The following is a 13,593-nucleotide window of genomic DNA, read 5'->3' on the forward strand; positions in this document are numbered from 1 at the left end:
CACCCGCGCCCGCCACCGGGGTGCACTAGGTTCTAGGCGTGCGCTGGCTCGAACCTTGGTACTCCGCCTATGCCATCACCGGGCTCATGGTGCTGGGGGTCGCTCCCATCCTGATGCCCGTGACGGTCGATGCGGCCGGGCACGGCGCCACCATCGTCGGTCTGGTCGTGGCCGCGTTCTACGTCGGCGGCCTCTTCGCACCGCTGCTTGGCTCCCTGGCCGACCGGACCGGGCGGCAGCGCGCGGTCTTCCTCGCGACGTTCCCCATCATGGCGGTGACCGTCGCCGGGTTCGCGTTCACCCAGCAGGTCTGGCTCTGGGCGCTGCTGGCCCTGGTCTTCGGCGGCGCCGGATCGCTGTGCGGCACCGTCGCCGGGCTCTTCGTCGTGGAAGCCCACCCGCAACCGGAGTGGAACGACCGGCTCAGTTGGTTCCGATTGGCGTACGGCGCGGGGCAGGTCGTCGGGTTGATCATCGCCGCCGTCGCGGCGACCCATCTCAAACTCGGCTGGCTGGTGACCGCCGCCCTGCTGGCCGCGGGATTCCTGCTCGGCCAGATCGGCCTGCCGCATCTGAAACCGAGCCACCCCGGCAAGGACGCCACGGCGGGCGCCCCCTCCACGCACCGTCACGTCTTCCCCGTCTTCATCCTCACCTGGCTGCTGACGATGACCGGGGTGCAGACCTACTTCAACGTCGTGCCGCTGATCATGCGCGACGCCTTCGGCATCTCCGCCTCGACCACGTCCCTGCTCTTCCTGGTCGGTGCCGTTGTGGGTACGGCGATCTACCCGTTCTGCGGCAAACTCGCCAACCGCGTCGGGCCGGGCCTGGTCCTGCTGATCGGGTTGACGATCACGGCAGCATCCTTCGCCGCGATGGCGATCGCGCACGCGGCCGACCTGCCGGGCAAGGCCGCCATCGGCGGGGCCGCTCTGGTGACCTCAGCGATCGCCTACGCCTTCGAGGTCGTGGCCGCCACGATGATGATCGTGCGCGTCACCCCCGGCGACCAGGGATCGGCGATGGGGTTGCTCAACGGCATCATCGCCGCCGGTGCGGTCATCGGGGCCGTTGCTCCGTCGTTCCTGGCCGAAAAGTGGGGCTACCCCGCGCTGCCGGCCGTCGCGCTGGCGGTGCTGATCGTGGCCGCCGCAGTCGGCATCCCGCTCTACCGCAAGAAGATCTGGACGTAAGGAGTCCCCCATGTGTCGCTGGCTGGCCTATCTCGGCTCGGACATCCCGATCGAGGATGTATTGATCCGACCGGACCACTCGCTGCTGGACCAGAGCCTGCTGGCCCGGGATCGTTTCGTGCCGGGCTCCTATCTCGGCTCGCAGTTCCGCGACCACGCCTTCCCCACCAACGGTGACGGTTTCGGCCTGGCGTGGCGGGGTCGCGACGGCAGCCTCGGGCAGTTCCGGCAGACCACGCCGGCCTGGGACAGCCAGAACCTGCGCCACCTGGCGGCCCAGCTGACCTCCGGCTGCTTCCTGTCGCACGTGCGAGCAGCGCCCGGCGGCACGATCGCCGAGCAGAACTGCCATCCGTTCGTGCACGGAAACTGGATGTTCCAGCACAACGGTGAGATCAACGGGTTCACCAAACTCAAGCGCGATCTGACCATGGACGTCGACCCGGATCTGTACCCGTTCATCCTGGGCAACAGCGACACCGAGGTGTGTTTCCACCTGGCCCTGACCTACGGCCTGGCCGACGACCCGGTAGCCGCACTGACCCGGATGATCGGCCGCGTCGAGCAGGCCCGCCACGATCACGGCGTCACCGAACCGTTCCGGGCCACCATGTGCGCCTCCGACGGCACCCGGCTGATCATCCTGCGCTGGATCAGTCCCGAGGTGACCGACGACCAAGCGCCGTCGCTGTTCCACTCCGCCGGTTCACAGGCGTTGCGGACCGTCGACGGCACACCGGACGACCTGCCCGCCGACAGCCACCTGGTCGTCTCCGAACCGTTGGAACTGCACTGGAGCGAGCGCACCTGGCACGAGATCCCCGCCGGCACCATCGGGATCGTGACACCGGACGCCGAACTGGAGATGACCCCGATCCGGCTGTGACCTCAGGCGAGTGAGAGGAAGAGTTTCTCCATCTCGGCAATCTGCTCCTGCGGGTCCTCGGACTCGGCCAGGCACTGCCGCAGACCACTGGAGATGATCGCGAAGCCGGCCCGGTCCAACGCCTTCGACACCGCGGCCACCTGGGTGACGATGTCGCGGCAGTCGCGACCGTCCTCGATCATCGCCAGGATCCCGCCGATCTGACCTTGGGCGCGACGCAAGCGGCGGACCACGCTGGCCAGGTCCTCGGAGTTCAGCTGGGTCATCGGCCGATCAACTTCCGCAGGAAGCCACCCGAATTCTGGGCCGCGGCGGCGGTCTCGGCCGGCGTGTGCTGACCGTTGCACCACTGCCCGGCGGGCACGTCGCGGCGCACGGAGTCGATGTGCTGGCCGCAGCCGGCCCAGGTCGTCTTCCCACAGGTCTTACAGGTCACCGCTCGGCACATTGACGTGTTCCTTTCATCGGCTTTGTCGGCATCAGTAGATACCCCTGGGGGTATATTACACATATGATCCCTCAACGAATCGTGATCGTCGGCGGAGTCGCCGGCGGGATGTCGGCCGCGACGCGCTTGCGCCGCTTGAGCGAGGACGCCGAGATCACCGTCCTCGAGCGCAGCGGCTATGTCTCCTTCGCCAACTGCGGCCTGCCCTACCACGTCGGGGGCGTCATCGAGCAGCGCGATGCCCTGTTGCTCCAGAGCCCTGCGGCCCTGTGGGATCGCTTCCGGCTGGACGTCCGCGTCCGCCACGAGGCGACCGACGTCGACCCGGAGCGCCGCGTGCTCACGGTGCGCGACCTGGACCGGGGAGAAGACCTGCCACTGCCCTACGACGTCCTCGTGCTCTCGCCGGGCGCCCGGCCGGTCCGTCCCACGATCCCCGGCATCGAGCGGGCCCTGGCCCTGCGCGATATCGAGGACCTCGACACTCTCGTTGCCGCGATTCAGGGCCGCCGGACCGCGGCGGTCATCGGTGGTGGATTCATCGGGCTCGAACTCGCCGAGAACCTCACCCGCGCCGGCCTGGAGGTCAGCGTGATCGAAGCCGCCGACCAGGTCATGGCACCGCTGGATCCAGAGCTTGCCGCGATGGTCGCCGAGGAGTTGCGCACACACGGCGTCCACCTTCATCTCTCAGCGAGCGCGGCAGGGATCAGTGCCACAAGCGTCGAACTTGCCGACGGCACAACGGTTCCCGCCGATGTCACGGTGGCCGCGATCGGCGTGCGCCCCGACACCGACCTGGCCGAGAAGGCCGGGCTACGCCTCGGCGTACTCGGCGGCATCGAGGTGGACGACCAGTTGCGGACCAGCGACCCGGCGATCTTCGCCGTCGGCGACGCGGTGGAGAAGCAGCTCGCCCTCGCCGGTGCGGCGCTGGTGCCCCTGGCCGGTCCGGCCAACCGCCAGGGCCGGCTGGTTGCCGACACGATCGCGGGAGTTCCCGGCCGCGACCCCGGATTGCTTGGGACCGCCATCGTGCAGGTCTTCGACCTGCAGGTGGGCGTCACCGGGCTCAACGAGAAGACGCTGCGGCGCACCGCCACGCCGTACCGCGCGATCCACACCCACCCGATGAGCCACGCGGACTACTACCCCGGCGCCCGCCAACTCGCCCTGAAGCTCCTGGTCGATCCCGACAGCGACCTGATCCTGGGTGCGCAGGCGGTCGGCGCGTCGGGCGTCGACAAGCGGATCGACGTGATCGCCACCGCGATCCGCGGCGGCCTGACCGCCGGCGATCTGGTGGATCTGGACCTGAGCTATGCGCCGCAGTTCGGCTCGGCGAAGGACCCGGTCAACATGCTCGGGTACGTCGCGCGCAACCAGCGGGCGGGCACCACGCGCACCATCCAGTGGCACGAGGTGGCCGACGCGCTCAGCACCGGTTCCGTGCTGGTCGACGTGCGGACACCACAGGAGTACGCCGCGGGCTCGATCGACGGCGCCATCAACCTACCGCTGGACTCACTGCGCGACCTGATCGATGAAATCCCCACGGGCACAATGGTTGTCGTCTTCTGCGCGGTCGGGCAGCGCGGCCATGTGGCCAGCAGGCTCCTGAGCCAGAACGGCATCGAGGTGCGAAATCTGGACGGCGGATATCGCACCTGGAAATTCGCGCATTCCACTGCCTGAGATATACCCCCCGGGGTACGCTTGAAGTGTCGATGAAGACACAGGAGATGATCGACATGCGTAAGTCAGTGGTAGTACTCGGTTCCAGTTTCGCCGGACTCACTGCGGCCCTGGCGGTGAAGCACGAACTGCACGGTGACGTCGATGTCACGGTCGTTTCACCAGGTGAGCTCTTCGTCTTCAACCCCAGCCTGATCTGGTTGCCCTTCGGCAAGCGGGACCGCGATGACATCAGCTTCAAGGTCGAACCCACGCTCACCGAGCACGGCGTCGGGTTCGAGCACCACGCCGCAACCGGGCTCGACCCGCAGGCCAGGACAGTAACCCTGGATGACGGACGGTCCCTGAGCTACGACTACCTGGTCATCGGCACCGGCTACCACAACAACCTCGATGTGGTGCCCGGCTTCCGCGAGAACACCCAGACCATCACGGCGTTGCCTGCCGCCGAGGAGACGGCGCTCGCGTGGACCAAGTTCCTGGACAACCCCGGCGACATCGTGGTCGGGGCGACGCAGGGCGCGGCCTGCTTCGGCGCGGCGTACGAGTTCCTCTTCAACGCGTCGTACCACGTGAAGAAGGCAGGGCTGAAGGATCGGGTGAAGATCACCTACGTGACCTCCGAGCCGTTCCTCGGCCACTTCGGGATCGGCGGGCTGCCGCACGGTGACCAGTTGCTCGGGATGTTCCTGAAGAAGGAGCACATCGAGCACCGGACCAACGCCAGCGTGGACCACTTCGACGACGGCGCGGTGGTCCTCACCGACGGGGAGAAGCTGACCTACAACTTCTCGATGTTCGTGCCGCCCTTCCTCGGCCAGGAATTCTTGAAGGAACTGCCCGGCTTTGCCGACGACAAGGGCTTCATCCCGGTGCGGGACACCTATCAGCACCGCGACTATGACGACATCTACGCCGTCGGCATCGCCGCCCAGGTGCCGGTTCCCTGGCACACCCCGACGCCGGTCGGCATCCCCAAGACGGGCTTCCCCACCGAGCAGATGGCACACGTCGCCGCGAAGAACATCGCCTCACAGATCAAGGGCGAGCAGCCCACGGACACCAAGGAGTTCGCCGACATCAAGGCTCTCTGCGTGATGGACGCGGGAAACAACGGAGTCATCATCCTCGCCGACAAGATGCTGCCGCCGCGAGAACATGGTGTCCTGATCCCCGGTCCGCAGGCGCACCTGATGAAGCTGGGCTTCGAGAAGTACTTCATGTGGAAGATGAAGGGCGGCCACGTCACGCTGCCGTGACCGCCATGACAGGCTGAGGGTATGGCTATTCGTGGTCGTATTCCCCGTGGCTGGCTGGGCGTCGTGCTCGATGCGCCCGACGCCCGGTCCCTGGCGCACTTCTACTCCGATCTGCTCGGCTGGCCACTGGCTGACGACGAACCGGACTGGTGCACCATCCAGATGCCGGATCTGCCGGTCAACCTCGCCTTCCAGACCGAGAAGGCGTACGTCGTGCCGACCTGGCCGTCGGAGGCCACCCACCAGCAGATGCAGTTGCATCTGGATCTGGAGGTGGACGACCTGGCCGGCGCGGTCGAGGACGCTCTTGCCCTGGGTGCCCGCGAGGCAGAGTTCCAGCCGCAGCACAACGTGCGCGTCATGCTCGACCCGGCCGGTCACCCGTTCTGCCTCTACGACAACGACCTGCCTGAGCCTTCGTGACCGCCCTTGACCTGCCCGAGCACGCCGACGTGCGGCTGGTGGCCGCCGACATGGACGGCACCCTGCTCGACGGTGACGGCGCCGTGCCCTCCGGGTTGTGGCCGCTCCTGGACGAAATGCGCTCTCGCGGAATCGTGTTCGCTCCCGCGAGCGGCCGGCAGTACGCCACGCTCGAACGCACCTTTGCCGACCACGCGCAGGGCATGGTGTTCATCGCCGAGAACGGCACGTACGTCGTGCGCGACGGCGCCGAGATCAGTTCCGACACGCTCGAGCCGGGCGTCGTCGCGTCCATCGTCGAAACAATGCGAACCCGCACCGACCTGGACGTGGGCGTGGTCGTGTGCGGCAAGCGATCGGCGTACGTCGAGCGGGACGATCCGGTGTTCCGCGCCGAAGCGGACAAGTACTACGCACGCCTGCAGGTGCTGCCGGACGTCCTGGACTACGACGACGAGGTGTTGAAGGTCGCGGTCTACGACTTCGAGTCGTCCGCGACCGGCGCCGGGCCGGCGCTGGAAGGGTTCGCGCAGACCCACCAGGTGGTCGTCTCCGGGCACCACTGGGTGGACGTGATGAACCGTGGGGTCGATAAAGGCACCGCACTGCAGCGGCTGCAGCAGGCGCTGGGGGTGACCCGGGAGCAGACGGTCGCCTTCGGGGACTACCTCAACGACAAGGAACTGTTGGAGGCCGCGGGGATGTCGTTCGCGATGGCCAACGCGCATCCGGACATCACGGCGGTCGCGCGTTACCAGGCGCCCGCCAACACCGACGACGGCGTCGTACGCGTACTGCGCGCCTTGTTGGGTTAGTCACAGCAACACCCCCTCGGATACGTTCCGAGAGCCGTTGTGGAGGGCGCGGCGACGTGTTTGCGTTGGACCATGGCCGATCTGACGCACTTCGACTATCTGATCATCGGTGGCGGGATGTCGGCAGACACCGCCGCCCGCGGTATCCGCGAACTCGACGAGAACGGGACGATCGGCATCCTCAGCGAGGACGTCGACGAGCCGTACACCCGACCCGCGCTGAGCAAGAAGCTGTGGACCGACCCCGAATTCACCTGGGACCAGGTGCCGCTCGGCACCGCTGACGCGACCGGGGCACAGATCCGGCTGCAGTGCTCGGTGAGTGCCATCCGCCCCGCGGAGCACGAGGTCGACACGACGACCGGCGAGACCATCGGCTATGGCAAGTTGCTGATCGCGACCGGTGGCGCACCCCGGTTGCTGCCCGTGGCCGCCGGGCCGAAGGTGTTGCCGTTCCGATCGGCACAGGACTACCGCGATCTGCGGTCGCTGGCCGATGAGCACGGCAGGATCGCCGTGGTCGGCGGTGGATTCATCGGGACGGAGCTGGCGGCGGCACTGGTGCAGAACGGCGTCGAGACCGTCCTCATCCACGACGGTTCGGTCGTCGGTGGCAACGTCTTCCCGCCCGACCTCGCTAAGCACTTCGAGCAGCTGTTCATCGACGCAGGGGTCGAAATCGTCAGCGGCACAAGGGTTGCCGGTGGTGAGGTGACCGACGACGGGGTGCGCCTCGATCTGGCGGACGGAGATCCGGTGACGGTCGACGCCGTCGTGAGCGGCCTGGGCATCACCCCCGTGGTGGCGCTGGTCGAGACCGCCGGGATCACCGTCGATGACGGGATCGTGGTCGACGAACAACTGCGGACCTCCGCCGAGGACGTATGGGCCTGCGGCGATGTGGCCAACTATCCGGACCGGATCCTGGGACAGCGACGCGTCGAGCACGTGGACAACGCCGAGCAGATGGGCACAGCGGCCGGTCGCAACCTGGCCGGCGCCGGTCAGCCCTACGCGCACACGCCGTCCTACTACTCCGATGTCTTCACCGCCAGCTACGAAGCGGTCGGCCGGCTCGATGGTTCCCTGGAGGTCGTGGAGGACTGGCAGGAACCGTTCGACACCGGCGTCGTGTACTACCTGGACGACGGCAAACCCGTCGGCGTCCTTCTCTGGAACGTCTGGGACTCCACCGATGCCGCCCGCGAGGTGCTCGCCAACGCCGACACCCTCTCCCGCGACGACCTGATCGGCAGGATCCGCTGAGCGCCTACCGGCCGATCGAGTCCTACGCCCCCATCGGGGATGGACGCACAGTCGCCCTCATCGGCACTGACGGCCAGATCGACTGGCTCCCGTTGCCGGGATTGGCCGCCCGGCCGATCTTCTCCCGGCTGCTCGATCCCGACACCGGTGGTTGCCTCGAGTTACGACCGGTGGAGGACTTCGAGAGCACCCGGCGCTACCTGGAGGGCACCAACGTCCTGGAGACCACCTTTCGTACGCCGTCCGGTTCCGTGCGCGTCACCGACGCCATGGTCTCCGGGATCGCCGGGCGGTTGCCGTGGGCGCAGTTGTCGCGCCGTATCGAGGGTGACACGGGACAGGTGGCGATGCGCTGGACGGTGCAGCCCGGCACGTCGTGGGGGACCGCCTCCCCCTGGATCGAACACACCGACGGTCATCAGGTGATGCGGTGTGCCGACGTGACCCTCGCGGTGGTCGGCGACGAGCACGGACCGGCCGACCCGATCTATGACGCGCCTGACGGGCCGATCCTGCACGGTGAATTCGTCACCGAGGCAGGCAGCCGCCATGGGCTCGCCCTGGTCGCGACCGAGGCCGAACCGGTGCACCTGCCCGACCCGAGGCTGATCAGCGACGGGATCGATCGGACCATCGCCAACTGGCAGGATTGGTCCAAGGTCTTCAGCTACGACGGACCGTGGGCCGATCAGGTGCAGCGCAGTGCCCTCGCCCTGAAGCTGCTGATCTACAGCCCGACCGGTGCGATCGCTGCCGCCGCGACCTCGTCGCTGCCGGAAAGCCCTGCAGGAGAGAAGAACTGGGACTACCGGTTCGCCTGGGTGCGCGACCTGGCCTACACCGCCCACGCCCTGACCCGGTTCGGGTTGCGCGAGGAGACGCACGCCGCGTTGTCCTGGCTGCTGCGCACCATCCGGGAGGGCGGTGACCGGATGCACGTCATGTACACCCTGGACGGCGGACCGGTCCCGCAACCACGCGAGTTCGACGTACCCGGGTGGCGGGGCATCGGCCCGGTCGTGCACGGCAACCCCGCGCAGGACCAGCTGCAACTGGGCGCGTACGGCGACCTGTTCGCGATCTGCCGCACGTACGTCGAGGCGGGAAACCTGTTGGACCTGAAGACCGGTCGGCTGCTGGCCAAGATCGCCGACACCGTGGCGGACCTGTGGCGGCGACCGGACTCGGGGATCTGGGAGTTGCCGGAGCTGCGGCACTACACCTGCTCGAAGATGAGCTGCTGGAAGGCGTTGGAGGATGCTGCGGCGTTGTCCGCGGCCGGAGCCATCCCCGGGCACGGTGCGCGCTGGCAGACCGAGCGGGATCGTATCCGCGACTGGGTCGAAAAGCATTGCTGGTCGGATGAACTCGGGTCATACGTGGCATTCGCCGATGGCACCGATCTGGACGCGTCGGTCCTTCTGCACGCTCCGACCGGCTTCGACCGTGGTGAGCGGATGTCGCGCACCATCGACGCCGTGACCAAGCACCTCGGCTCTAACGGGTTGATCTACCGCTACTCCGGCATGCAACAGGAGGAGAAGACCTTCGTGGCCTGCGCGTTCTGGCGGGCACAAGCACTGGCCTGCGTCGGTCGCCACCAGGAGGCCGTCGACCAGATCGACCGGCTCGTCACGGCGGCGAACGACGTGGGCATCTACGCCGAGATGATCGACCCCGACGACGGATCGGCCTGGGGGAACACGCCCCAGGCGCTCAGTCATCTGGGCTTGATCAACGCCGTACTCACCATCGCCGAACTCGTCCCCGACGAGATCCTCGGCAGCCGCTGAACCACTCACCCCGGAAGGAAACTCATGCCCCGCGATCAGTACACCCTCACCGACCCGACCACCCTCTACGAAGCCAACGAGCCGGAGGCGCAGAAGCTGGATGGTCCCGGTACCGACGCCGAGATGACCCCGGCGGCCGACCTGGGTGAGGAGACCTACCGCGGCACCGGCCGGCTCAAGGGGCGCAAGGCGCTGATCACCGGTGGTGACTCCGGGATCGGCGCGGCCACGGCCATCGCCTTCGCCCGCGAAGGCGCCGACGTCGCGATCAGCTACCTACCCGAGGAAGAGGAGGACGCCCAGCGGATCGCCGGCCTCATCACGGACGCCGGCGTCTCGGCGTACACCTTCCCCGGCGACCTGACCGACGCCGCGTTCTGCAAGTCGTTGGTCGCCGACGCCGTCGAGGCGCTGGGCGGGCTGGACATTCTGGTCAACAATGCCGGCAAGCAGCAGTTCAACGAGGACCTGACCACGCTGACCGACGAGCAGTTCGACGCCACGTTCAAGACGAACGTCTACGCGCTGTTCTACATCACCAAGGCGGCGCTGCCGCACCTCAAGCCCGGGTCGACGATCATCAATTCGACCTCGGTGCAGGCCTATTCGCCGGCCGCGATCCTGGTCGACTACGCGTCCACAAAGGCGACAATCAACACCTTCACCAAGGCGTTGGCCCAGCAGCTGGCGCCCAAGGGCATCCGGGTGAACGCGGTCGCGCCGGGCCCGGTGTGGACGCCGTTGCAGCCGGCCGGTGGCCAGCCGCAGGAGAAGCTGAAGGACTTCGGCGACGAGTCGCCGATCGGCCGCGCCGGGCAGCCCGCGGAGTTGGCGCCGGCGTACGTGTTCCTGGCCTCCCCCGAGTCCAGCTACGTGGCCGGCGAGACGCTGAACGTGAACGGTGGGATGCCGACTCCCTGATTTCCTGCTCAACGTACGACGCCCGCCCGGTCCACGGACCGGGCGGGCGTTTCGTGCGGGCTGGTTCAGCTCTTGGGCATGCGGTTCTCTGCCGAGACCATCCAGGACAGCTGCTCCAGTCGCTCCAGGATGGAGTGCAGGATGTCCGCGGTCGTCGGGTCCTCGTCATCGACCTCGTCGTGCACCTCACGGCAGGTGTGCACCACGTCGTCGATGCGCTCGGTCATCAGGTCGATGACGTCCTTGGTCAGCACCTCACCCTGCGGGAACTCGGGCAACGTCGTGGACTGGGCCACCACGTCGCTGCGACCGTCGGGCAGCGCGTGCAGTGCGCGCATCCGCTCGGCGACGGTGTCACCGAACTCCCTTGCGGCGTCGATGATCTCGTCGAGCTGGAGGTGGGTGTCACGGAAGTTGGTTCCGACGACGTTCCAGTGCGCCTGCTTGCCCTGCAGCGACAACTCGATCAGGTCCACCAGGACCTTCTGCATGTTCTTGGTCAAGGATGCCGACGCGGTGAAACCGGACTCGGCGTTCTCTTCCTTGGTCCGCTTCGCGCCCACCCCACCGGGGGCCTTGCGGTTGTTCGTCTTTTCGATAGTGGCCATGCTTCGACGGTAACAACTCCCACCCGATGGGCTACACCAGCACGGGTGTGGGGGTCTGTGCGCTCTAGCGTGGGGACGTGCCCGAGGACCAGCTGACTTTCGATGACCCGGTACGTCGCTACGCCCGCGTTGAGCCGCCGCTACAGCACCAGGACGAGCCGGCGATCCAAGGCGCCATGGACCCGGTGCCGGATCTGGGCGAGGACAGCTACCGCGGCACCGGCCGGTTGACCGGGCGCAAGGCCCTGATCACCGGCGGTGACTCGGGTATCGGTGGTGCGACCGCGATCGCGTTCGCGCGGGAGGGAGCCGATGTCGTCATCGTGCACCGGGCCGGTGAGGAAGACGACGCCGACCACGTGGTGGCGCAGATCGCGGCGGCCGGCCGGGCCGGGCACGCGGTGGTCGCGGACCTCTCGCAGGCGGCGGACTGCGAGCGGGTCGTCGCCGAGGCGTTGGAGGCGTTGGGTGGCCTGGACATCCTGGTCAGCAACGCCGGTAAACAGACCGCGGTCGCCTCGGTGCTCGACCTGTCCGACGAACAGTTCGAACTGACCTTCCAGACCAACCTGTTCGCCTTCTTCCGGCTGGTCAAAGCAGCGCTGCCGCACCTGCCGGCAGGGGCCAGCATCATCGCCACCGCCTCTCTCGAGGCTTACAAACCGGCACCGGACCGGTTGGACTACGCAGCATCGAAGGCGGCCATCAACAACTTGGCCAAGGGACTCGCGCAGCAACTGGCGCCCCAGGGGATCCGGGTCAACGTCGTCGCGCCCGGGCCCACGTGGACGGCGCTGCAGGTATCCGACGGGGTCTCGGACGAGCAGATGGTCCACTTCGACGACGAGAGCACCTACGAACGTGCCGGGCAGCCGGCAGAGATCGCTCCGGCCTTCGTCTTCCTCGCCTCTGCCGAGTCCAGCTACGTGTCCGGCGAAACGCTGAACGTCAACGGCGGGATGGTGACGCCCTGAGCCGGTTGACGGTCGTGGCGCTGCACGGCCTCGGACTGGACGCGCACTACTACGACCACCTCAGGAAGGCGCTGCGCGAGCAGGACATCGAGGTGCTGGCGTTGGACCTGCCCGGTTTCGGCTCGCTGGCCGCGACGCAGGCGCTGGGTGAGGACATGGTCGGTGAACTCGCCTCGTCGGTGATCCATCGCATCGCCGCGCAGGTCTGGGGGCCGTGGCTGCTCCTCGGCCACAGCATGGGTGGCAAGATCGCCAGTTTCGTTGCGGCGCGGACTCTTTCCGGCGACATCGGGCTCTTCGGGCTGCTGGGCGTGATCCTGTTGGCGCCATCGCCGCCGACCCCGGAGCCGATGGACGAGGACCGCCGGGACACCATGCTGCGCTGGGCAACGCCCGGCCCGATCAGTGCCACGGATGCGGCCGAGTTCATCGAGCAGAATGTCGCTTCTGCACTGCCGGCCGATGATCAGGTCACCGTCCTCTCCTCGGTGACCGGCTGCTCCCCTGCCGTCTGGCGGCAATGGCTGACCACGGGCTCGAAACAGGATGTCTCCGAACAGGTCGGAGCGCTGCCGCTGCCGGCGCTGATCCTCGGCGGGGACCAGGATGACGACCTCGGGGCTGGCGCCCAACCGGAGTTGCACGCGGGCACCTACCCGCGGGCGTCGTACGTGAGCGTCCCCGACTGCGGGCACCTAATCGCGCTGGAGCAACCGTCCTTCCTCGCTTCCGCTGTCACCGACTTCCTGGACGCGCACATCCTGACGGCGCCGTTGGTGCCGGACGACTGGTGCGCGCTGATCGCCTCCGAGCGGACCATCCCCGACGTACGCCGATCGCTAGCGTTGCGTGCGATCCCGGACGACCCGGCGTACGCGCCGACCGTCCTGTCACCCCAGCAATTGACCACGCTGCGCGGGCTGGCGGATGTCGTTGTGCCACAGGGTTACTCGAAGATCGACCTCGCGGCACGGGTCGACGCCCAGCTGTCGCGGGGTGAGGGCGACGGATGGCGACCCGACGGTCAGCCGCCGGATCCAGCGGCTTACCGCGCGGCGCTCGATGCGCTGGGCGAGAAGGATATTGACGAGCGAACCGTCGAGGCACTGGTCGACGACCCATGGTTCGAGGATGCAAAGGTCGACCTGGTCCGCCAGTGGCTCGGCCACCCGGCCTCGATGGCCCGGATCGGTTACGACGGATTCGCGGCCGGCTCGATCACGACGATCGGTCGTGGCTACCACCTGCTCGGTCCCGGCGAACGTGACGCGTGGGAGCCCGACGAATTGGGGATGTCGCTGTGAACCTG

At 67.6% G+C, this 13,593-nt stretch carries 14 protein-coding genes; 11 read left to right on the forward strand and 3 right to left on the reverse strand.

The genetic code is table 11. From position 1 onward, the window contains the following. Positions 1-38 precede the first annotated feature (38 nt). Positions 39-1,196, forward strand: a complete 1,158-nt coding sequence (locus tag AZH51_RS03215) for an MFS transporter (RefSeq protein WP_291521208.1) — start codon at positions 39-41, stop codon at positions 1,194-1,196. 10 nt (positions 1,197-1,206) lie between these two features. Further along, on the forward strand, positions 1,207-2,082 hold the full coding sequence (locus tag AZH51_RS03220) for a class II glutamine amidotransferase (RefSeq protein WP_291521210.1): 876 nt from the start codon (positions 1,207-1,209) through the stop codon (positions 2,080-2,082). 2 nt (positions 2,083-2,084) lie between these two features. Here the strand turns inward: AZH51_RS03220 and AZH51_RS03225 are convergent, their stop codons facing one another. Both AZH51_RS03225 and AZH51_RS03230 read right to left on the reverse strand, forming a co-directional pair. Beyond that, positions 2,085-2,348 carry a metal-sensitive transcriptional regulator gene (locus AZH51_RS03225; RefSeq protein WP_291521212.1) on the reverse strand — a complete coding sequence of 88 codons (264 nt, stop codon included), beginning with the start codon at positions 2,346-2,348 and terminating at the stop codon, positions 2,085-2,087. Further along, positions 2,345-2,530 carry a hypothetical protein gene (locus tag AZH51_RS03230; RefSeq protein ID WP_291521214.1) on the reverse strand — a complete coding sequence of 62 codons (186 nt, stop codon included), beginning with the start codon at positions 2,528-2,530 and terminating at the stop codon, positions 2,345-2,347. The genes AZH51_RS03225 and AZH51_RS03230 overlap by 4 nt, the downstream gene beginning before the upstream one ends. A gap of 63 nt (positions 2,531-2,593) precedes the next feature. On the opposite strand from AZH51_RS03230, the gene AZH51_RS03235 reads away from it, so the two are divergent. From AZH51_RS03235 to AZH51_RS03265, 7 genes are all read left to right on the forward strand, one after another. Next, positions 2,594-4,225 carry an FAD-dependent oxidoreductase gene (locus AZH51_RS03235; protein ID WP_291521216.1) on the forward strand — a complete coding sequence of 544 codons (1,632 nt, stop codon included), beginning with the start codon at positions 2,594-2,596 and terminating at the stop codon, positions 4,223-4,225. A 32-nt stretch (positions 4,226-4,257) separates the two neighbouring features. Continuing rightward, positions 4,258-5,484, forward strand: coding sequence for an FAD-dependent oxidoreductase (locus tag AZH51_RS03240; RefSeq protein ID WP_291521218.1), 1,227 nt, complete (start codon positions 4,258-4,260; stop codon positions 5,482-5,484). A 21-nt stretch (positions 5,485-5,505) separates the two neighbouring features. Continuing rightward, positions 5,506-5,907, forward strand: coding sequence for a VOC family protein (locus AZH51_RS03245; protein ID WP_291521220.1), 402 nt, complete (start codon positions 5,506-5,508; stop codon positions 5,905-5,907). Then, positions 5,904-6,722 (forward strand): Cof-type HAD-IIB family hydrolase, encoded by an 819-nt coding sequence (locus tag AZH51_RS03250; protein ID WP_291521222.1) that lies wholly within the window; start codon positions 5,904-5,906, stop codon positions 6,720-6,722. Before AZH51_RS03245 ends, AZH51_RS03250 begins: the two co-directional genes overlap by 4 nt. Before the next feature lie 72 nt (positions 6,723-6,794). After that, the gene (locus AZH51_RS03255; protein WP_291521223.1) at positions 6,795-7,988 is read left to right on the forward strand and encodes an FAD/NAD(P)-binding oxidoreductase; all 1,194 of its coding nucleotides are present in this window, start codon (positions 6,795-6,797) and stop codon (positions 7,986-7,988) included. Then, positions 7,985-9,781 (forward strand): glycoside hydrolase family 15 protein, encoded by a 1,797-nt coding sequence (locus AZH51_RS03260; protein ID WP_291521346.1) that lies wholly within the window; start codon positions 7,985-7,987, stop codon positions 9,779-9,781. The genes AZH51_RS03255 and AZH51_RS03260 overlap by 4 nt, the downstream gene beginning before the upstream one ends. 24 nt (positions 9,782-9,805) lie before the next feature. Then, positions 9,806-10,702, forward strand: a complete 897-nt coding sequence (locus tag AZH51_RS03265) for an SDR family oxidoreductase (RefSeq protein WP_291521225.1) — start codon at positions 9,806-9,808, stop codon at positions 10,700-10,702. A gap of 65 nt (positions 10,703-10,767) precedes the next feature. On the opposite strand, the gene AZH51_RS03270 is transcribed toward AZH51_RS03265, so the two are convergent. Next, positions 10,768-11,310, reverse strand: coding sequence for a DNA starvation/stationary phase protection protein (locus AZH51_RS03270; RefSeq protein WP_291521227.1), 543 nt, complete (start codon positions 11,308-11,310; stop codon positions 10,768-10,770). Positions 11,311-11,387: 77 nt separating this feature from the next. On the opposite strand from AZH51_RS03270, the gene AZH51_RS03275 reads away from it, so the two are divergent. Beyond that, positions 11,388-12,284 (forward strand): SDR family oxidoreductase, encoded by an 897-nt coding sequence (locus AZH51_RS03275; protein ID WP_291521228.1) that lies wholly within the window; start codon positions 11,388-11,390, stop codon positions 12,282-12,284. A 14-nt stretch (positions 12,285-12,298) separates the two neighbouring features. After that, on the forward strand, positions 12,299-13,588 hold the full coding sequence (locus AZH51_RS03280) for an alpha/beta hydrolase (RefSeq protein WP_291521348.1): 1,290 nt from the start codon (positions 12,299-12,301) through the stop codon (positions 13,586-13,588). Positions 13,589-13,593 lie beyond the last annotated feature (5 nt).

Origin of the sequence: Branchiibius sp. NY16-3462-2, assembly GCF_001594145.1 — a bacterium.
Lineage (GTDB): Bacteria > Actinomycetota > Actinomycetes > Actinomycetales > Dermatophilaceae > Branchiibius.

Coding starts and splice junctions, on each gene's coding strand:
- AZH51_RS03220 (WP_291521210.1), top strand. CDS start 1,207: ATGTGTCGCTGGCTGGCCTATCTCGGCTCGGACATCCCGATCGAGGAT.
- AZH51_RS03225 (WP_291521212.1), bottom strand. CDS start 2,348: ATGACCCAGCTGAACTCCGAGGACCTGGCCAGCGTGGTCCGCCGCTTG.
- AZH51_RS03230 (WP_291521214.1), bottom strand. CDS start 2,530: ATGTGCCGAGCGGTGACCTGTAAGACCTGTGGGAAGACGACCTGGGCC.
- AZH51_RS03235 (WP_291521216.1), top strand. CDS start 2,594: ATGATCCCTCAACGAATCGTGATCGTCGGCGGAGTCGCCGGCGGGATG.
- AZH51_RS03240 (WP_291521218.1), top strand. CDS start 4,258: ATGAAGACACAGGAGATGATCGACATGCGTAAGTCAGTGGTAGTACTC.
- AZH51_RS03245 (WP_291521220.1), top strand. CDS start 5,506: ATGGCTATTCGTGGTCGTATTCCCCGTGGCTGGCTGGGCGTCGTGCTC.
- AZH51_RS03255 (WP_291521223.1), top strand. CDS start 6,795: ATGGCCGATCTGACGCACTTCGACTATCTGATCATCGGTGGCGGGATG.
- AZH51_RS03265 (WP_291521225.1), top strand. CDS start 9,806: ATGCCCCGCGATCAGTACACCCTCACCGACCCGACCACCCTCTACGAA.
- AZH51_RS03270 (WP_291521227.1), bottom strand. CDS start 11,310: ATGGCCACTATCGAAAAGACGAACAACCGCAAGGCCCCCGGTGGGGTG.